Annotated in this window: 17 protein-coding genes and 4 pseudogenes; 14 read left to right on the top strand and 7 right to left on the bottom strand. The window is 66.8% G+C overall.

Annotated features, from left to right (window positions below; translation table 11 throughout):
* Positions 1 to 757: 757 nt before the first annotated feature.
* The 9 genes from ABTZ58_RS38350 (at position 758) to ABTZ58_RS38390 (ending at position 11,352) form a co-directional block, all read left to right on the top strand.
* Complete coding sequence (locus tag ABTZ58_RS38350) at positions 758 to 1,978, top strand: argininosuccinate synthase (RefSeq protein ID WP_351367597.1); 1,221 nt, start codon at positions 758 to 760, stop codon at positions 1,976 to 1,978.
* Positions 1,979 to 2,054: 76 nt separating this feature from the next.
* Positions 2,055 to 3,074: an ornithine carbamoyltransferase gene (locus ABTZ58_RS38355; RefSeq protein ID WP_351367599.1), complete on the top strand. Its 1,020-nt coding sequence runs from the start codon at positions 2,055 to 2,057 to the stop codon at positions 3,072 to 3,074.
* The gene (argH, locus tag ABTZ58_RS38360; RefSeq protein ID WP_351367602.1) at positions 3,071 to 4,462 is read left to right on the top strand and encodes an argininosuccinate lyase; all 1,392 of its coding nucleotides are present in this window, start codon (positions 3,071 to 3,073) and stop codon (positions 4,460 to 4,462) included. The genes ABTZ58_RS38355 and argH (ABTZ58_RS38360) overlap by 4 nt, the downstream gene beginning before the upstream one ends.
* 29 nt (positions 4,463 to 4,491) lie before the next feature.
* A complete protein-coding gene (locus ABTZ58_RS38365; protein ID WP_351367605.1) occupies positions 4,492 to 5,283 on the top strand; it encodes a phytanoyl-CoA dioxygenase family protein in 792 nt (263 codons plus the stop codon).
* A gap of 5 nt (positions 5,284 to 5,288) precedes the next feature.
* The gene (locus ABTZ58_RS38370) at positions 5,289 to 6,467 is read left to right on the top strand and encodes an ATP-grasp domain-containing protein (protein ID WP_351367630.1); all 1,179 of its coding nucleotides are present in this window, start codon (positions 5,289 to 5,291) and stop codon (positions 6,465 to 6,467) included.
* On the top strand, positions 6,467 to 7,654 hold the full coding sequence (locus ABTZ58_RS38375; RefSeq protein WP_351367633.1) for an ATP-grasp domain-containing protein: 1,188 nt from the start codon (positions 6,467 to 6,469) through the stop codon (positions 7,652 to 7,654). The genes ABTZ58_RS38370 and ABTZ58_RS38375 overlap by 1 nt, the downstream gene beginning before the upstream one ends.
* Positions 7,655 to 7,714: 60 nt before the next feature.
* Positions 7,715 to 9,127, top strand: a complete 1,413-nt coding sequence (argH, locus tag ABTZ58_RS38380; RefSeq protein WP_351367608.1) for an argininosuccinate lyase — start codon at positions 7,715 to 7,717, stop codon at positions 9,125 to 9,127.
* A complete protein-coding gene (locus ABTZ58_RS38385; RefSeq protein ID WP_351367610.1) occupies positions 9,124 to 10,311 on the top strand; it encodes an MFS transporter in 1,188 nt (395 codons plus the stop codon). The genes argH (ABTZ58_RS38380) and ABTZ58_RS38385 overlap by 4 nt, the downstream gene beginning before the upstream one ends.
* A gap of 114 nt (positions 10,312 to 10,425) precedes the next feature.
* Positions 10,426 to 11,352, top strand: coding sequence for a fatty acid desaturase family protein (locus ABTZ58_RS38390; protein WP_351367613.1), 927 nt, complete (start codon positions 10,426 to 10,428; stop codon positions 11,350 to 11,352).
* Positions 11,353 to 11,494: 142 nt separating this feature from the next.
* Here ABTZ58_RS38390 and ABTZ58_RS38395 read toward each other — a convergent pair whose 3' ends face one another.
* Complete coding sequence (locus tag ABTZ58_RS38395; protein WP_351367616.1) at positions 11,495 to 11,914, bottom strand: transposase; 420 nt, start codon at positions 11,912 to 11,914, stop codon at positions 11,495 to 11,497.
* Positions 11,915 to 12,185: 271 nt separating this feature from the next.
* Positions 12,186 to 13,339 (bottom strand): annotated as a pseudogene (locus ABTZ58_RS38400) (IS701 family transposase).
* 59 nt (positions 13,340 to 13,398) lie between these two features.
* Here ABTZ58_RS38400 and ABTZ58_RS38405 point away from each other — a divergent pair.
* From ABTZ58_RS38405 to ABTZ58_RS38420, 4 genes and pseudogenes are all read left to right on the top strand, one after another.
* A pseudogene (locus ABTZ58_RS38405) lies at positions 13,399 to 13,467 on the top strand (TetR/AcrR family transcriptional regulator); the annotation flags it as partial.
* Between the two features lie 48 nt (positions 13,468 to 13,515).
* Positions 13,516 to 13,896, top strand: a complete 381-nt coding sequence (locus ABTZ58_RS38410; RefSeq protein WP_351367636.1) for a TetR family transcriptional regulator C-terminal domain-containing protein — start codon at positions 13,516 to 13,518, stop codon at positions 13,894 to 13,896.
* A 331-nt stretch (positions 13,897 to 14,227) separates the two neighbouring features.
* Positions 14,228 to 15,034, top strand: a complete 807-nt coding sequence (locus ABTZ58_RS38415) for a GNAT family N-acetyltransferase (RefSeq protein WP_351367619.1) — start codon at positions 14,228 to 14,230, stop codon at positions 15,032 to 15,034.
* A gap of 318 nt (positions 15,035 to 15,352) precedes the next feature.
* Positions 15,353 to 16,005, top strand: a pseudogene (locus ABTZ58_RS38420) (ABC transporter ATP-binding protein).
* Positions 16,006 to 16,135: 130 nt separating this feature from the next.
* On the opposite strand, the gene ABTZ58_RS38425 reads toward ABTZ58_RS38420, so the two are convergent.
* The 4 genes and pseudogenes from ABTZ58_RS38425 to ABTZ58_RS38435 all read right to left on the bottom strand — a co-directional run bounded on the left by ABTZ58_RS38425 (position 16,136) and on the right by ABTZ58_RS38435 (position 17,384).
* Positions 16,136 to 16,387 (bottom strand): transposase, encoded by a 252-nt coding sequence (locus tag ABTZ58_RS38425; RefSeq protein ID WP_502996205.1) that lies wholly within the window; start codon positions 16,385 to 16,387, stop codon positions 16,136 to 16,138.
* A pseudogene (locus ABTZ58_RS40400) lies at positions 16,348 to 16,470 on the bottom strand (IS5/IS1182 family transposase); the annotation flags it as partial. The gene ABTZ58_RS38425 and the pseudogene ABTZ58_RS40400, both read right to left, overlap by 40 nt.
* Positions 16,439 to 16,801 (bottom strand): transposase, encoded by a 363-nt coding sequence (locus tag ABTZ58_RS38430; protein ID WP_351367622.1) that lies wholly within the window; start codon positions 16,799 to 16,801, stop codon positions 16,439 to 16,441. The pseudogene ABTZ58_RS40400 and the gene ABTZ58_RS38430, both read right to left, overlap by 32 nt.
* Before the next feature lie 88 nt (positions 16,802 to 16,889).
* A complete protein-coding gene (locus ABTZ58_RS38435) occupies positions 16,890 to 17,384 on the bottom strand; it encodes a MarR family winged helix-turn-helix transcriptional regulator (protein ID WP_351367625.1) in 495 nt (164 codons plus the stop codon).
* Between the two features lie 266 nt (positions 17,385 to 17,650).
* Between ABTZ58_RS38435 and ABTZ58_RS38440 the strand changes: the two genes are divergently transcribed.
* Complete coding sequence (locus ABTZ58_RS38440) at positions 17,651 to 18,508, top strand: alpha/beta fold hydrolase (protein WP_351367627.1); 858 nt, start codon at positions 17,651 to 17,653, stop codon at positions 18,506 to 18,508.
* 232 nt (positions 18,509 to 18,740) lie between these two features.
* Here ABTZ58_RS38440 and ABTZ58_RS38445 read toward each other — a convergent pair.
* Positions 18,741 to 19,031: helix-turn-helix domain-containing protein (locus ABTZ58_RS38445; RefSeq protein WP_351366872.1), on the bottom strand; the 291-nt coding region annotated here is incomplete at its 5' end.

Below are 19,031 nucleotides of genomic sequence, written 5' to 3' on the forward strand. Positions count from 1 at the left end.
TCCCGCGAGCTGACGGGAGAATCCACGCCAACGTGGCGAATCGAAACGGACATGACCGTCACAACAGCGTGAACTTTGATCAGATGCCCTCTAAGTGCGCTGCGCGTGCCATCGCGTCACCTGCGATGGACTGCATGTGCTGTCAGCGTCGCGCGGGCCTCCACCTCAGTGCGCGCAGCGGCCGCGGTTCACGGACCGGTGAAGGCCAGCGGGCCGCCGGTCGAGCGCAGCCCTTGTTGCCGATCTCAGTTTTGCATCGCGATCCGAGCCCGGCTGTAGCAGTGCAGATTGAGCCATACTGGGTGTCATCCGCAGGCCAAAATCGTGCAGTTCGGATGGCTGAGTGGCTAACGGGTCGTCAGAGAATTGTCGTTAATGTTGGCAACTTACGTACGCTTGCTCCCAGTTGACCCCAATTAGCCGGCATGAGGGTCTCGCATCCTGAGAAGATCCTCGGAATCTCTTGCTGGGTGCACATTCGTTCATCCAGGCTGTCCCTTGGAGGGGCGGCGACCGCTTCAGCGTGTCCATCACCCACCATTACGGGGCAATGGCGTGCTCTACGCAGGGGCACAGCCGGGGGGGAATCGAGACTTCTTACTTGTCGTTCCATAGGAACGTCGTCACGGAACGGGGTCGTCCAGCGAGCCGCTGACAGGACGGCGCGAGGTTCGAAGAGCCAGTCACACTGTTGCTCGCGTGCGCACGGAAACCGCGGACACCCCTATGCCACTTGAAGCTAAGGGACTTTCAGGTAATGACCAAGCCGCGCAAAATTGTCCTGGCCTTTTCCGGAGGACTCGACACATCAGTCATTCTGAAGTGGCTGCAGATCGAGTACGACGCCGAGATCGTCACGTTCACCGCCGATCTCGGACAGGGCGAGGAACTGGAATCCGCCAGGCAACGAGCCCTAGCGCTGGGCGTGAAGCCCGAAAACATCTTCATCGAGGATCTCCGGCACGAGTTGGTCTCCGACTACGCCTTCCCGATGTATCGCGCGAATGCTGCATACGAAGGCAATTACCTGATGGGAACGCCCATCGCCAGACCGCTGGTGGCCAAGCGGCAGATCGAGATCGCGCGCCAGGTGGGCGCCGACGCGGTCGCCCACGGCGCGACGGGCAAGGGCAACGACCAACTGCGTTTCGAGCTGGCCTACTACGCCCTCGCACCGGACATTCAGGTGATCGCGCCCTGGCGGGAATGGGACATGGCCGGCCGTGCTCAGCTGATCGAATTCGCTGACCTGCACGGCATCCCCGTCGCCAAGGACAAGCGCGGTGGGGCCCCCTACTCGGCCGACTCCAACATGCTGCACATTTCCTGCGAGGGCAAAGAGCTCGAAGACCCCTGGGTCACACCGGAGGACGAGGCCTGGGTCCGGACCAAGTCGCCCGAGGAAGCCCCTGACACGCCGACCACCATCGAGATCGAGTTCTCGAAGGGCGACCCCGTCGCGATCGACGGCGAGACGCTCGACCCGGTGTCCCTGCTGGCCCGCCTGAACGAACTCGGTGCGGAGAACGGCATCGGCAGGATCGACATCGTCGACACCCGGTACGTCGGAATGAAGTGTCGCGGCCTGTTCGAGACTCCCGGCGGGACCATCTGGCTGCAGGCGCACCGCGCCATCGAATCCATCACGCTCGACCGTGGGGAAGCCCACCTCAAGGACGAGTTGATGCCGCGCTACGCCGAACTCATCTACAACGGGTACTGGTTCGCCCCCGAGCGGGAGATGATCCAGGCTCTCGTGGACAAGAGTCAGGAGTGTGTCACGGGAACCGTACGCCTCAAGCTCTACAAGGGGAACGTCATCGTCGAGGGACGTAAGAGCCCGAACTCCCTCTACAGCCGGGATCTTGTCACCTTCGAGGAAGGCGGCGGATACCAGCAACGGGACGCAACCGGGTTCATCCGCATCAACGCTCTGCGGCTGCGCCGATTGAGGCACGTGCGCAACAGTGCTTCGTAGGCCGAGATCCGCGCGTACGGCACCGGCGTCACCACCCTCCGGACGGATTCACGTCCCAGGCGAGAGAAATGTGTGCATGACTCACAAGCAGTTGCTGACGATCGACGACCTCACCGCACACGATGTGCTGGACATCATCGAGGTCGCCGACCACCTGGAGCAGCACCGTCGGCGTCTCGGCCATCTTCCCGCCCTGCTGCGCGGGAAATCCCTCGGCATGATCTTCGATGAGACTTCGCTGCGCACGCGTACCGCATTCGAACGGGCCATCGGCGACCTGGGAGGCCAGGCGATCCACTACAACGGCGCGGAAGCCCGCGTCGGACGCCACGCGAAGAAGACCGAGCACCTGCCCGACTTCGTGAAGGTGGCGGGCGGATTCAACGATGTGTTGCTGAGCCGCATCTACGACTTCGCCACCCAGAAACAGATCTGTGCGCTGTCCCCGGTCCCGTTCATCAACGGCATGTGCGATGAGCACCACCCGACGCAGGCCCTTTGCGACTTCCTCACGATCAAGCGGCAGTTCGGCGCCGTAGAGGGGATCAGCATCGCCTTCGTCGGTGACGGCACAAACATCGCCCTCTCGCTCGCCCAGACCGCCGCCAAGGTCGGCGCATACTTCACCTGTGCGACGCCCGAGGAGTTCGCGCTGCCGGCGGACCAGACCGCGCACCTGGCCGGCTTCACCACCACCACCGACGCGGAAGCAGCGGTCAAGGACGCCCAAGTGGTGGTGGCCGACGCGTGGATCCCGATGAACAAGGCGCACGAGGCCGAGTTGCGCCGTGAAGTCCTGGCCCCCTACCGTGTCACGCCCGCCCTCATGGCACACGCTCGCACTGATGCGGTCTTCCTCCACAACCTTCCCGCCTACCGGGGCGACGAGGTCGTACCGGAGGTCATCGACGGACCGCAGTCGGTGATCTACGAGGAGGCCGTCGCTCGGCTCCACATCGCCCGGGCCCTGCTGCTGTACTGCCTGCGGCCCGACTGGGCGGACCTGGTGGACGCCGCGAACGCTGCAACTACCGAGGCGTTCGACCGCCGCCTGGACGAGATCGCGGCACGCCCGGCCTCCCGGCGTCCGTCATGAGCATGGATGAGCGGTTCCTGGCCGCCCGGCGGATGGACGCGATCGGCACCAGCGCGCACTACGACCGCCGTCTGGCGCCGTACGACATCGCCGCCTCGCAGGCGCACGTCACGATGCTGCTCAAGCAGCGGATTATTCCGGCGGATGCCGCGGCCGGGCTGCACCGCGGTCTCGACCTGCTGAGCGAGCAGGTCGCGACGGGAGCCGACCCGCTCGATCCGGATGCCGAGGACGTGCACACCGCGATAGAGCAGTACCTGCAGGCCCTGGTCGGGGCCGACGCGGGCTGGCTCGGGACCGCACGCGCTCGCAACGATCTCGCCGTGACCGCGCTCCGACTGTGGATACGCGATCAGGTGGAAACGCTGAGCGGGAAGGTCCTGGCGCTGGCGGAGGCGCTGGTCACGCAGGCCGAGCAGCACAGCGCAACGGTGATGCCCGGATTCTCTCATCTGCAAATTGCGCAGCCGGTGACGTTCGGTCATGTATGCGTCGCCTACGCGGAGATGTTCCTGCGTGACGTCCAGCGGCTGCGCTTCGTCCTGGCGCTGCAGCACGAGTGCCCCATGGGCTCGGCGGCGCTCGCGGGCACGGGGTTCCCGATCGACCGGGAGTCCGTGGCACGGAATCTGGGGTTCGAGCGGCCGACCGCGAACTCGCTGGAAAGCGTCGGGGACCGTGGCTTCGCGCTCGACTTCCTGGCTGCCGGCGCGTCCCTGGCTCTCGACCTCTCCCGCTTCGGCGCGGAGATCGTCTTCTGGTCCTCGCAGCCCGTTGGCCTGATCTCGCTGCCCGACGAACTGGTCAGTTCCTCGGCGGCTCTGCCGCACAAGCGCAACCCCGATGCGGCGGAACTCATACGTGCCAAGAGCGGCCGGGTCCTGGGCAACCTCCACACTCTGCAGGCAGTGGTCAAGGGACTTCCGCTGAGTTACTTCAGGGACCTGCAGGAAGACAAGGAGCCACTGTTCGACACCGCGGACACCTTGGTGTTGTCGCTTGACGCGGCGATCTCCATCGCCACCTTGATGCGGCCGAACGCGGACACGATGCGGGCCGCGTCGGATCTCAGCTTCGTCACGTCCGGCGATCTCGCCGACTGGCTGACGCGTGAGCGGAAGATCCCATTCCGAGAGGCACATCACCTCGTCACCAAACTGGTGCGCCTGGCCGAAAAGCACCGGCTTGCGCTCGGTGAACTGCCCCTGGAGCTGCGTCGCGGTGTCGACGAGCGGCTCGCAATCACCGAATGGCCGGACATCACCGTCGAGGCCTCCGTCGCCTCCCGCGACAGCCAGGGAGGCACAGCTCCGAGCCGGGTGCTCGAAGCGGCAGCACACATACGTTCACAACTGGCCCAGTTCACAGCAGGCGCTGCTGACCGGTAAATCTTCGACCAAGAAGGGGAGGTTCAGCGTTGCTTGCGACGACGGATCTGGCGGAGAAGACAGAGCAGTACTGGAAAGACGGCTACACCATCCTGACCGGCGTGTACGCAGAGGACGAAGTCGAGGGTCTGCGGCGCGAATGCGACCGCCTGTGGACGCTCGACGGGCTGGACGACGACCTCAACCTGCGCACCGAGTTCCGGCGCGGACCCGACGGTGAATACGTCTTCGACCGTCTCGACCCGGTCCTGGACATCTCGCCGCCGCTGAACGCGGCCGCGAGGCGTCCAGCCCTGCTGGACGCGCTCGCTGCCATCCTTGGCGGCCCCGCCCAGCTCCTCAAAGCCAAGCTGATACAGAAGCAGCCAGGTGTGCACGGTTACGCCGCCCACCAGGATTTCCTGTACTGGAAGTGGCTCGACAAGCATCCGGACACCCTGTGCACGGTGGTCATCAACCTCTTCCCGAGCGACGAGCGCTCCGGCGGAATCGGGTTCTACCGCGGCAGCCACCAGCAGCTGCTCCCCGGGCCTGCGGACAATCCGGAAGGCGATTTCGACCCGGCGCAGCTCGACGCGTCGACCATCGAGGTCCCCGCGTTGAACGCCGGCGACGTCCTGGTGTTCCACTCCCTGGCCCCCCACTTCAGCGGCCCCAACACCAGTGACCGCCCGCGCACCGTGCTGCTGCCGTCGTACTGCAGGACGGACGAAGCCGACGTGTACGGGACGTACTACCGACGCGAAGTGGTGCGGCGGTGCCGGGAGATGGTGGGATTCGAGCGGTACTTCGCCTCGCTCGACGCCTCCAAAGGTGCGTGAACAACATGCATGTTTTGCTGCTCCACCCGGTCGCCGAATGGTCACTCAAGCGGGTTGCCGCGGTCTGTGACCGTGAGGGCTGGCAACTGACGATCGTGACGATCGAGAGTTCCATGGTGGGGGAGGACCTCACCACACTTCACGAGTGGATCAGGGTGCCGGCGCTGTCGGACTCACCCGCAGAACTGTTGTCGCAGATCGGGCGGCGACGGTTCGACGCGGTGGCCGCGGGCAATGAGTTCGCGGTGATCGCGGCGGACGTCCTGGCGCGGGAACTGGGGCTGTATCACAACGACGTCGACACGATGCGCGCCTCCCGGAACAAGGCCCTGATGCGTGAGGTGTTCGAGGAGCTGCGAGTTCCGCAGCCGCGGACGATCGCCAGGCTGTCCTCGGCGGAGGACAGCCTGGCGATCGACTGGGAGAACGTGACCTTCCCCGTGATCGTCAAACCGGTCGACATGGCCATGAGTTTGTTCGTGCGGAAGTGCGACTCGCGGGCCGAGGTGGAGCAGACACTCGCGAAGATGTCGGCCTTCAAGACGTCCCGGCTGACCAACTACGCGTTCAACGCCGGGGCTCTCGTCGAGGAGTTCGTGGAGGGTCCGGAGTTCAGCGTCGAATGCGTCGTGCAGGGCGGCAAGGTGGTCGCCCACGCGTTGACGCGGAAATACCTGTCACCGCTGCCGGCGTGCTACGAGATTGGGCACGTCTCGGGCAGCGACCTGCCCGCGCAGCACGAGCGAGAGCTGCTGGAGGCGATCGAACGCATCGCCTCGGGCTGGGGCATGGCGCAGGGCGTGATGCACGTGGAGTTCAAGATGACTCCTGATCGCATCAGTGTCATCGAAGCCGCCGCCCGGCCCGCCGGGGACCATGTGCCCGAACTCGTCGAACTGCAGCACGGCTTCTCCCTCGAGGACGCGTACCTGCATGCGCGAGCGGGCCTGGACTGGAAGGTCCGCCCACGCGAACCGCGGGAGGGCTGGCACGGGATCCGCTTCACATTCGACGAGCGCTCCGCCGTGACACCACCCGCAAGCGTCGAAGTGCTGCACGTCCACGACGACACCAGTGGAGTCGTCCCCGGCGCGGAACCCTTTTCGGTGAATCGGCGTACCGGATTCTCCATGCTGCGCGGTAAGTCGTTGACCGACCTGGAAACCTACGTTCGGACACCGTGATGAAGAATCCCAAGCAGGTCATCGTCGTGGGCGGCGGTCCAGGGCTGTGTGATCGTGTGCGTCTGCTCGGTGCCGACATCACGCTCGTGGACACGCCGACGGGATACGACGAGGCGCTGGTCGCCACCGCGCGACGCAGCGTCCTGACCGACTACGACGATCCGTCGCTGCTCCCGATGCTGTCGGCGATGCACCGCGAGAGCCCGTTCAGCGCGGTGCTCTCCCTCACCGAACACGGCCTGATGCCCGCAGCCCGCATCGCGGAGGCACTCGGGGTGCCAGGCCTTTCCCCCGAGGTGGTCGGCCGCACCCGCGACAAGTTCGCCATGCGGACATGGCTGCTGGACAAGGCGTTCTCCGACGTCCCCTGCACGGTCGTGCGGGACGCCGCCGACATCCGGAACTTCGCGACCGAGCACGGATACCCGGTGATCGTGAAGCCGCGTCACGGCAGGGGAAGCGAGCATGTGTCGTGCTTCCGCCGCGCCGAGGACGTGGACACACCACCCCTGACCGCCGACGAGTACATCGCGGAGCCGTTCCTCTCCGGCCCGGAATTCTCCGTCGAGGCGTTCAGCTGCGCCGGCGAACACCACGTGCTGGCGATCACGGGCAAGTTCACTCACGACGACGACCCGCAGAACCCCTTCGTCGAGATCGGTCACGTCGTCCCGGCCCCCCTCGACCCCGCGGACTCGACGGCAATCGTGGCGTACGTCTCCCAGTTCCTCGACGTCATGGGAATCACGGACGGCTGCAGCCATACGGAACTACGCCTGACACCGGCGGGCCCCGAGGTCATCGAGACACACACCAGGGTCGGCGGAGACTCGATCCCGACACTCGTCAGGCAGGCCACAGGGCACGATCTGCTCGACCTCCTGGTCGGGTGGTCCCTCAATGGCGTCGGGCCCCAGGCACCGGCGCCCACGGTCGCCGGTGCCGCTGCCATCCGCTTCTTCGCGCCACCACCGGGCACGGTCACCAACATCAGTGGGACGCAGCGGTGGCAGGGGTTGCCTGGCGTCCTCAAGTTCCACCTTCCGTTGAGAGCGGGGGACCGGATTCCCCGCATACGGGACTCCCACACCCGGGTCGGCTACGTGCTGACCACGGCCCCGACCGCAGCCCGGGCAATCGATCTGTGTCACGAGGTCGTGTCGGGAGTCCACATCGATGTCGGATAGCGTGCCGCAGGTTCGACATCACAGATCTTCTCTCTTCACCCCAGAAAGGCGGCGCAGCACGTGAGCGACCAGGCGAGCAAGGGCAACGGATTGATCAGGGGCCGTTTCGGCGAGGGCATGTCCGAGGTGATGGAGCAGATCAACGCCTCCATCGGGTTCGACCAGCGGATGGCCATGCAGGACATCGACGGCTCTCTCGCCCATGTCACGATGCTCTGTGAGCAGGACATCATCTCCGAGGCGGACGCCACGGCCATCAAGGACGGCCTGGAGGTGATCCGAGCCGAAATCACTGCCGGGAACTTCACGTTCTCAGCGGAACTCGAAGACATCCACATGAACATCGAGTCTCGCCTCCGTGAGCTGATCGGCGCCCCGGCCGGGCGACTGCACACAGCCCGCAGCCGCAACGACCAGGTCGCCACAAGCTTCCGTCTGTGGGTGCGCGACGCCAACGACCGCGCCCTCAATCTGGTCCGGCAGCTCATCGAGGTCCTGGTCGAGCAGGCCGGGCAGCACACAGCCACCATCCTGCCCGGCTACACCCATCTGCAGAGCGCTCAGCCGGTGTCGTTCGGCCACCATCTGATGGCGTACGTCGAGATGTTCGGGCGGGACTACGGCCGGCTGCGAGACTGTCGCGAGCGCCTGAACGAGTCCCCGCTCGGCGCGGCGGCGCTGGCCGGGACGTCCTTCCCGATCGACCGCGAACGCACCGCGCAGTTGTTGGGATTCGCCCGGCCGATGGCCAACTCCCTGGACGCGGTCTCGGACCGGGACTTCGCCCTCGAGTACCTCTCGGCCGCCTCGATGTGCATGACGCATCTGTCGCGCCTGGCCGAGGAGATCGTGCTGTGGATGTCGCCGCAGTTCGGCTTCATCGAACTCTCGGACGCCTGGACCACCGGCTCGTCCATCATGCCGCAAAAGCGGAATCCCGACGCCGCCGAGCTGGTCCGCGGCAAGACCGGCCGGGTGCACGGCTCCTTGTTCGGCCTGCTGACGGTCATGAAGGCGCTGCCCCTGACGTTCTCCAAGGACATGCAGGAGGACAAGGAACGGACCTTCGACGGCGCCGACACCTTCGAACTGTGCCTGAAGGCGATGATCGGCATGATCGGGGACCTGAAGGCCCGCGAGGCGGAGATGCGGGCGGCGGCCGGCGTCGGCCACGCAACGGCCACCGACCTCGCCGACTGGCTCACCCGCGAACTGGGCATGCCCTTCCGCGAAGCCCACCACATCACGGGCCGGCTGGTGCGCCTCGCTGACGAACGGCATTGCGGCCTGGCCGAGTTGGAGCTGAAGGAGATGCAGGAGATCGATGCCCGCATCACCGCCGACGTCTTCGCAGTGCTCGGGGTGGAGGACTCGGTGACCTCACGCCGCAGTCTCGGCGGCACCTCGCCGGAGTGTGTGGCGCGGCAGGTCGACCTGTGGCGAGCTCGCATCGAGAAGTTGCCCGCCACATGACGACCTACCGCGAGATCTTCCGGATCCGTGAGTTCCGGGCCCTGTTCGTGGTCCGCCTGTTCGCGATGACGGGCGTCGTGCTCTCAAGCCTGGCGCTCGGCACCGTGATGTACCACCAGACGGGATCGCCGTTCCTGACGGCGATCTCCCTCTTCGGCGGACCGCTCGTCCAACTCGTCGCTGCGCGCTACCTGCTGGCCACCTCGGACCTGATGCGTCCGCGCACCGCGATGATCTTCATGGCGAGCGTGTCCACGACGACGGCCGCGTTACAGACACTCCCGGGTCTGGGCTGGTGGCTTCGGTTCCTGATCCTCGCGGCCGGCTACGTGGCGATGGCCGCGACATCGGGGGCCGTCATCGCACTGCTGTCCGACATCGTGCCGAAGGACGCGTTCGTGCTGGCGCGCGCCACGATGAACATCACGGTCGGCGGCATGCAGATCATCGGCAACGGCCTTGGCGCCGTGCTCCTCGCCGTGGTGTCACCGTCCTGGCTGTTCGGCATCGCAGCCGTGGTCGGTGTCACCGCCGGCGTCACCGCGCGGCTCGGGCTCCCGGACCGCCCGCCGCGCGCCGCGGGAAAGACGGTCGAACGCAGCCGACGAATCAACCGCGAGCTGCTCACCTCCCCGATCGTCCGGCCGCTCTATCTGATGATGTGGCTGCCCAACGGCCTCGTCACCGGATGCGAGGCGCTGTTCATCCCGTACGCCAAAGACACCGCCGGATTTCTGCTCGCGGCCGGCGCGGGGGGCATGCTCGCCGGGGACATCGTGGTCGGACGCTTCGTCCCCCTGGCGTTGCGGGACCGCCTGGTCCTGCCGCTGTGCCTACTGCTGGGGGTTCCGTTCCTGCTGTTCCCCCTGTCGCCACCGGTCCCTGTTGCGGCGGCACTGGTGGCACTGTCCGCCTTCGGCTGCGCGGCGCTGCTACCGCTGCAGGAGCGGCTGGTGGGCCAGACCCACGAAGACACACGCGGCCAGGCGTTCGGCCTGTTCAGCACCGGCCTGATGGTGGCACAGGGCCTGGGCGCCGCGTTGGCCGGTGGTCTCGCCCAACTGCTCGCCGGCGTGCACGCGGTGGGCTGGGCGATGGCCTCGATGGCAGTGATGTCACTGCTGGCCACCGTGCTGCTGCTCAAGGGAGTGCAACGCTCAACCGCCCTGGGCGCCCACGTATAGCCGCTGACACAGCGAGGTCCGAAGCCCCCTTGACGGGGGGTGGCCTCGCTCTGTCCTGCTGCCCTGACGATCAAGTCACTCACGATGAACACCAGACACAGGGGGTAAATTCTGATGTCCCAAACCTTGGCATCCCCGCAAGCGCTGTATCAGCGAGCACCCGTTCGCACCAAGGACGAGGTCGTCTTCATCGGCAAGCTGTGCGTTCTCGCCGTGCTGACAGCGGCGGGAATCGCGCTCGCCGTTCAGTCCTCATACCTGGTGACCGCGGTCGGCGTGGTCCTCCTGGGAGCGGCGTACACCCATGCGGTGGAACTGCAGCACCAGTGCCTGCACCATTCGGCATTCCGCAGATCGCGTATGCACCGCTTCGTCGGTGTTCCGCTGGGCACGCCCATGCTGGTGTCCTACAGCCACTACCGCGTACGTCATCTGCAGCACCACCGCTACCTGGGAACGCCGCAGGACACCGAGTTTTTCGGCTTCGACACGCGCAAGCCGCTCACCCTGGGTGCCTTGGCAAAGGGACTGTTCGACGTGAGCCGCCTCGTGGCCGTAGGGCGTGACATCGTCCAGTGCGTGCCGGGCCGCTGGCAGTACGACATGGGGCAGATCTCCCCGAAGAGCCGCAAGGCGATCATCGCGGAGTACCGGTGGTTCGGCGTTTTCCTCGCACTCCTCGTGACGGCCTGCGCCGTCGGGGGCGGATCGCTGGTGGCACGCCTGTGGCTGCTGCCCTTCCTCGTGGCGATGCCGATGCACTTCCTGGTGGAGTTGCCCGAGCACATCCTGTGCGACACCGACAGCGTCGACGTGCTGCGCAACACCCGTTCGATAACGGGGAGTTGGCTGACAACCTGGTTTACCAACGGAAATAACCTGCACATCGAGCACCATGCCGCGATGAACGTCCCGATCAACCGTCTCCGCGAAAGGCACGCCGACACGCAGGAGTTGGGGTTGAACGTTCAGCGCACCTACTTCGAGTTCTTCACCATCGTGATGCGAGAGGTCTGGAAGAACAGGGGAGCAGCGGCTTGACGGCGGATGGGCGGGCCAGGACCTGCGCTTGGCGCATTCCTGGCCCGCCGAGTGGGAAGTCGCTGCCCCTCGGCTGAGCACACGGTGAGTGAGAGGTGCGAAGTATCAGCCACCACACCTGAGAACCTGCTCTTGAAGCATGTCAGCGTCGGGTGCGGTGGGAGAGAGGTCGCGTCTCGGGGGAGCACGTGGCGGGCTCGCACGCCGTGACCGCATTCCCCAAGCTGCATGGCGACGGGGTGGCCAAGGCCTTTTTCGGCCGGTGGCGGCGGCGTGCTGATGAGCACGGACGATGGTGGAGTCGATCTGGACCAGCCAGTCGATGTGCCCGGCGGCGTCGGCCCGGGCCTGGATCTGCTGCAGGGCCCGGGTGAAACACCCCGTCGATCGCGCAGCGGCGGAAGCGGGTGTAGACCGTCTGCCAAGGCCCGTAGCGTTCTGGCAGGTCACGCCACGAGATCCCGGTGCGGATCTTGTAGACCATCCCGTTGATGACCCGCCGGTCCTCACCCGGGGCCGTCCCGTCGCGGCCCGCGGTATCAGCGGAGCGAGCAACTTCCAAACCAAATCAGTGAGTTCACAACGACGTACCACAACACCATGATCCACTACCCAGATGATTTTTGAAGGCGGACCCTAGTACTGCAACGGTGCTTGCCGTGGCTGCTGGCCAGGTCAGGGGCTGTGTCCGCGTCGTTTGTAGTGGCTGGTGCGGGCCTGGTGTTGTCGATGTCGGCGCCAGGTCGACCAGTGCAGGATGTGCTCGGCGGGGGCGGGTCGGCGGTTGGTGAGACGGGTGATCAGGCGTCGGATCTCGGGGAGGCTGAGGTGGATCAGCTGGGAGGATCCGTTTCTGCTTTCTCCGCATCCAGCTGGCGGGCTCGCAGGGCGGTGAGGCATGCGTGGGCGGCCATCGCCAAGGTCACGTGGCGGTACCAGCCGGGATAGCGGCGGACCTGGTAGTCGTCCAGGCCGCACTGCTGCTTGGCGGTCTGGAAGCATTCCTCGACAGCCCAGCGGCTGCCCGCGATGCGTATGAGTTCGTCCAGTGTGGTGTCGGCCGGGCAGTAGGCGATGTAGTAGGAGATCTCCTCGGGTCGGCTGACGCTGCGGCGGGCGAGGACCCAGTGCCGGCGGTCCTGGCGGTGCCAGGGCCCGACCTCGACGCGCGCCCAGTCGTAGATGCGTCGGCCGTGTGCCCCTTCACCGCAGGAACGCCGTTTCCCCTTCTGCTGCGGCAGGCCAGGGAACAGGTCGTGGACAGGGTGGTCGAGTGCCCAGCGGGTGACGACGGTGTCGTGCCGGGTGGTGTCCATGACATGGAAGACATCGGCCCTGCTCGAGCTCGAAGCGCCAGCCCTTGCTGAAGCCGTAGGCGGCATCCGCCGTCACCCAGGCGAACGGGATCCGGTCCGCGATGGCCTTGCGGACCATCGCCTTGGCCATGGCCACCTTCGTCTCGAAGGCAACCTCGTCGCCGAGGCCGGCCCGACGGCAGCGTTCCCGGTCGTCCGTCCACGACGTGGGCAGATACAGCCGCCGGTCGATCAGTGTCCGTCCGCGGCCGGTGGCGTAGGCGAGGAACACACTGATCTGGCAGTTCTCGGTCCGGCCGGCGGCTACCGCGGTGCTGCCGCTGCACCCCGGCCGACCGCAGGCCCTTCTTCGAACAGCCCGTGTCGTCGACGATCAGCACGGTGTCTCGGTCGCCGAGGTGTTCCACGACGTAGTCGCGTACGTCGTCCAGGACCTCGTCTGCGTCCCACTCGATCCGGTTCAGCAACCGGTGGATACGGTCCGGACCCTCGTGCCCGGCCTCCTCCGCCAGCGTCCAGCCGTTCTTCCGCTCCGGCGATGCGACCAGGCCTCGCATGTAAGCGAGCCCTGACTGGCGCGGCTCTTCCCGGGTGAACCGGTGCACGAACCGCTCATGCAGAGCATCCAGTTCACCGGCCCACAACCTGACATCAGCAAGGTCCCCACCCATGACCACACCGACGACCGAGCTGGCCAACAGTCACAGCAAACACCGTTGCAGTCGGCCTCAATGAGGTGCTCAAGCAGGCTGGTGTACCGAAGGGCTCCTTCTACCATTACTTCGCCTCAAAGGACGCCTTCGGCGAAGCCCTGCTGCAGACCTACTTCGAGCAATACCTTGCCGTCATGGACCGGACGCTGGCTCAGCCCGGCCAGTCCGGCGCCGAGCGCCTGATGGCCTACTGGCAGTCGTGGCGAGGGACGCAGAGTGTCGACGACTGCCAGGGCCAGTGCCTCGTCGTGAAGCTGGGAGCAGAGGTCTCCGACCTGTCCGAGCCGATGCGGCTTGCCCTCATGCAGGGGACGGACGCGATCATCGACCGCCTCGAGCGGACCATTGCCAGTGGTCTTTCGGACGGCTCCATCGCAATCGAGGGCGCGCCGCACGATATGGCGCGAGGCCTCTACGACATGTGGCTCGGCGCCAGCGTCATGACCAAGATCCACCGGCATCTCGGGCCGCTCGGCACGGCCGAGGTCATGACTCGCCGTCTCCTGCACGCGTAGGGGCCGTCCACGCCTCACGGTCCAGTGCTCGGCGGCGCCCACGCGCACGCCATGTACCCGACCCGGCGAAGTGTGAGGGCTTCGCCCGGTCTCCGACTTCCCCCGGTGGGACCTGGCGGAGGTCGTCGGCCCCGTGCCCCGCTCGGCGGCCGGTCATCGAGGTGACGGACCCGCCGTCAGGCGTGCCCGGCCCGTCTGACACCATGATCTCGAACGTAGCGACGATCATGCCAGTCCGCCCGCTTGTGCCCGCAGTCCGCATGGCGCCGCACCGACAGCCGGCCTGCGGCGCCTCACCGCACAGGCCGACGAGCGGAGAGGAACGCGAAGCATGAGCAATGATCCTCGACTAGCGCGCAGGGATGACCCGAACAGGCTTGCCGCCGACACCGGGTCGGGAGACAACGGACCTGCGGTGGTCTCCTTAGCCCCGGGCTACACCTTGACGCTCGCCGACCGACAGGAGGTGCGCGAAGCCCAGCAGTTGCGCCACGATGTGTTCGCGGCCGAATTCGGCGCCCACATGTCCACTCTGGCCGGCGGCCTGGACGCCGACGAGTTCGATGAGCACGCCGACCATCTGATCGTGCGTGAGAACAGCAGCCGGAAGATCGTCGGAACGTACCGCATGATGCCACCGCGCTGCGCAGCGCTCGTGGGTGAACGGTTCGGGGACCGGACCTTCGATCTCGGTGCCCTGCAGCCCATCGCCGCGGACCTGGTGGAAACGGGGCGCTCCTGCGTTCATCCCGACCACCGCAACGGCGCCGTCATCAACCTGATCTGGAGTGGTATCGGCCAGTACATGCGCCACACCGGGCACCGCTGGTTGGGCGGCTGCGCCTGGGTCCACCTCCACGGGGACAACGGCACAACCGCTGTCACCTGGAACGCGATACGCGCGAAGTACCTGGCCCCGCCCGCATACCGGGTCACCGGGCACGAGCCGCTCCCGAGCGACGACACGGTCGATGTGGACGGCCTGGTCATGCCGCCGTTGCTCCGCGGTTACCTGCGACTGGGCAGCTGGCTGTGTGGTGAGCCGGCGTACGATCCGGATGCCAGAGTGGCCTCGTTCTACGTGCTTCTGTCCCTGGACCACATGAATCCGCGCTACCGCCGACACTTCTTCGAGTAGGGACAGCCGGACCAGAACCCGGACGGCCGTCAGAGCGCCCGGAGTCGGTCCACCCTCCACCCTCGTAGGCCGCACCGCGCTGGAGCACGAGCTCGACGGTGCGGTGCAGCGGCCTTCCCGACCAGCCGCCGATCCGTTGCGATCGCACTGTCACCCGCTACCTGCGCCAGGCAGTGTCCTGCCGGTTCACGGCCGAGGGCGGTGCGCGGAGTGCTGCGTGCGCGTGGTCACGGGGCCTGCCGGGACGTGCGCACCGAGGGGAGAGGGGGCGCGGACGACGAGTCGTGCACGGGGCCGGCCGCCGCGGGCGCAAGCGCCGTGTGGCGCGATCCCTCCAGCCTCACCGTCGTCACCGGGCCGTCAGGCTCGGGGAAGTCGACGCTGATGCATTGCATGGCCGGTCTCGACTCGGCCGGCTCGGGGCAGGTCGTCCTGGACGGGATGCATCTGACCGAACTGTCCGGCCGGGCGCTGACCCGAGTGCGGCGGGAGGAGGTCGGCTTCCTGTTCCAGTCGTTCAACCTGCTGCCGCAGTTGACGGCCCTGGAGAACATCGTGCTGCCCCTCACCCTAGACGGCCGAAGCCTCGATCACGACCTGCTCGACCACCTCGTCAGTGTGCTCGGCATCGGCGACCGAATGTCCCACCGGCCCGGCGAACTCATAGGCGGCCAGCAGCAGCGCGTGGCACTGGCCCGCGCTCTGGTGGCCCGGCCCGCCGTCGTCTTTGCCGACGAACCCACCGGCAACCTGGACTCGCGCTCCGGCACGAAGGTGCTGGAGCTCTTGCGCCGCTCCGTGCGCGACCTGGACCAGGCCGTGATCATGTGACGCACGATCCGCACGCTTGCGCCTACGCGGACCGGGTGCTCGTCCTCGCCGACGGACGGATCGTCGACGATGTCGACGTCTCCACTGCGCACGGCGCCGCTGTCAGCCGGGCCATCCGCACCGCGCGGAGGGCCGGATGAACCCGGGGAACGCCGGGGGAGGGCCGCTCCTGGGGCGCGGGTGTCCTGGGCTCGCAGTTGGCCGAACTGCTCCGGCGGCCCGGCCGGCTCCTGACGACCGGCTTGTCGGTCCTAGGTAGCGTCTTGTCGATCACGCTTCGAGCCAGATGAGTGTGCTGGCCAGGGTGATGGCGGCGAGGTAGCGGTCGGAACGCTTGTCGTAGCGGGTGGCGATGCCCCGCCACTGCTTGAGGCGGTGGAAGCAGCGTTCGACGACGTTGCGGCGTCGGTAGGCGGCTTTGTCGAAGCCGCGATCTTGTCGATGACCGTCTCGGCCTGGGTGCAGTCGTTGCGGGTGCCGGCCGTGACCGTGAAGGACAACGGCCGGCCCTGCCCGTCGCAGGCCAGGTGGATCTTGCTGGTCAGTCCGCCGCGGGAGCGTCCGAGCCCACGCTCATCGAGCCCCTTTGGCGGCCGTGTGCTGATGGGCCCGCACGATCGTGGAGTCCAGCGCGACCATCCAGTCCACCTCCGCCCGCTGTTGGGCTGCGGCCAGGAGTCGGTCGAAGGTGCCGTCGGCGGCCCAGCGGGCGAAGCGTCCATGCACGGTCTGCCAGGGCCCGAACCGCTCCGGCAGATCCCTCCAGGGCACCCCGGTGCGGAACTTGAACACGATGCCCTCCAGGACCTGGCGATGATCCCGCCACCTGCCAGCTACGCGGCCACCGATCCCCTCCTGCTCTAACGAACCGAGCCGGCCGCAACCCCAGGAGCCAGCACACAGCACCTGCCGGTGAAGGCCTCGGAGATCGCCCACAGGCCGGTCGGCAGTACTGCGAGAACGCGGACCTGCCCAGAGGTACCGGGTCGGTCTGAGCGTGCGCTACCAGCGGCGGACGCTGGTGTCAGCAGTCGGCGTCGGTCGCGGTGGTGTCCGCCTGCGCGGTGCGGGCGACGCGGGCGAGCAAGGTGCGCAGCTGAAGGTTGTCGTGTTCGTCGAGGTCTACGAGCAGCTTCGCTTCGGCTGTGGCGATCTTCTGTCGTACCTCGTTCAGGCGGGTGCGTCCGGTGTCGGTGAGCAGGACCTGTCGGGCGCGGCGGTCGCGGGGGTCGGGTTTGCGAGTAACCAGGTCGTGGGCTTCGAGGTCGTCGAGAAGGTAGGTCATCACGGTCCGGTCGAGGCTCACGGCTTTGGCGAGGGCCAGCTGGGAGGGCGGTTCGCCGCCGGAGAGGGCGACTAGGACGAGGTAGGCGCGTGCGCCGCCGGGGAGGTCGGCGACGGATGCGGTGGCGACTCGGCGGAACGCCGAGGAGACCATGCGTATCGCCCAGCCCAGGTCCGTGTCCAGCGCCAGCTCGGCGGCCTCACCAGCGGGTTGGTTGGACGTTGATGCACTCACTCGCCCAGCTTAGCATGGTGCGCTTCAAAGCAGATGTTCTTGCTAGCAGACTATCTTTCATGCATAGTTTGGATGGTCAGCGATCGCTGACCATCCGGAACGCCTATCGCATGAGCAGCAGCGAGTTCTGCAGGGCCGCACGGCGCTGGTGACTGGAGCCACTTGGGGGATCGGCAAGGCCATCACCCGGAACTCAGCCCGCCAGGGTGCGACCGCCCACGAGAGAGCGATCCGCAGAACATCCCAGCGATGAAAGGAAATGTGCCGTGAGCACAGCTGACTGGCTTCCCGACGGCTTCACCATCAAGCGCATCGCCACCAACGACACGCACCTTTCGGTCGCGGTCGGAGGCAGCGGCCCCGTCCTGGTCCTCCTCCACGGCTGGCCCCAGACCTCCCGCGCTTGGGCCCGGGTCATGCCGGCGCTCGCCCGCACCCATACGGTCGTCGCCCCTGACCTGCGCGGCACCGGAGACAGCGACCGCCCCGCAGAGGGCTACGCCAAGACCAACCAGGCCGACGACATGCGGGGCGTGCTTGACGCCCTGAACCTGGCGGGTCCCGTCGCGGTGGCCGGCCACGACATCGGCTCGATGATCGCCCTGGCCTGGGCCGCCTCCCACCCCGAAGACATCTCCCATCTGGTCCTCATCGACGCCCCGCTGCCCGGCTTCGGCCTGGAAGAAGCGATGAATGTCGCGGAGGGCGGCATGTGGCATTTCGGCTTCTTCATGACCCCTCACATACCGGAGATGCTTTTCGACGGCCACGAACTGGAGTTCTTCACCGCCACGTTCACCGCCATGTCCAACCCCGGCACCTTCAGCGAAGCCGACCTGGCCACCTACGCCCAGGCATACACCGGCCGGGAGCGACTGCGCGGAGGCTTCGCCCACTACCGCACCCTCCTCGACGACGGACGCGACAACCGCGCCCTGCTCGCGCAGCGCAAGCTGCCCATGCCCGTCCTGGCCGTCGGCAGCACGCGCTCCGGCACCAACACTGCCGAGGCCCTCGCCCTCCACGCGGATGATGTGCGAGGCGCCGTCGCACCCACCGGACACTTCGTCGCCGAAGAAGACCCCGACTGGTTCATTACCACCCTGACCGGCTTCCTCGCCTGACGCCGGGTCTGTCAAAGGAACGGGTCTTCCAAGATTCTCGTAGGCGTTGATCGGTTGCGCGGTTTCGGCTCGGCCAGGCGGCTCGTTGGGGCAGGGTGGGGGCGTGTGATGTCGAGTTGACGGATCTACTGCCGGACCTGTCGTCGGTGTTGGCCGAGACGGTGGAAGCGGGCGAGAGCCTGGTCGGGATCACGGTGCGGACCCCGCGAGCTGAACTCACCGAAACGACGGGCTACTGGTGTTCTGACAGGCGGGTGAAGGATCGCCGGTAGGCCGTGGGGGTCAGCCCGACCCGCCGGACCAGGTGCTGGCGCAACGAGTCCGCGCTGCCCAGCCCGCTGCGCGCGGCGACGACGTCCATCGGCAGATCAGTGGATTCCAGCAGTTCCCTGGCTCGGATGATGCGCTGGTGCAGCAACCACTGCAGCGGGCTGAGCCCGGTCTCCTCTCGGAACCGGCGCGTCAGCGTCCGGACGCTGTTGTGGGCGTGCCGGGCCAGATCGGTGAGCGTGAGCTGCTGGTC

This window comes from Streptomyces sp. NPDC094143 (genome assembly GCF_040303825.1).
In the GTDB taxonomy this organism is placed as follows: Bacteria; Actinomycetota; Actinomycetes; order Streptomycetales; family Streptomycetaceae; genus Streptomyces.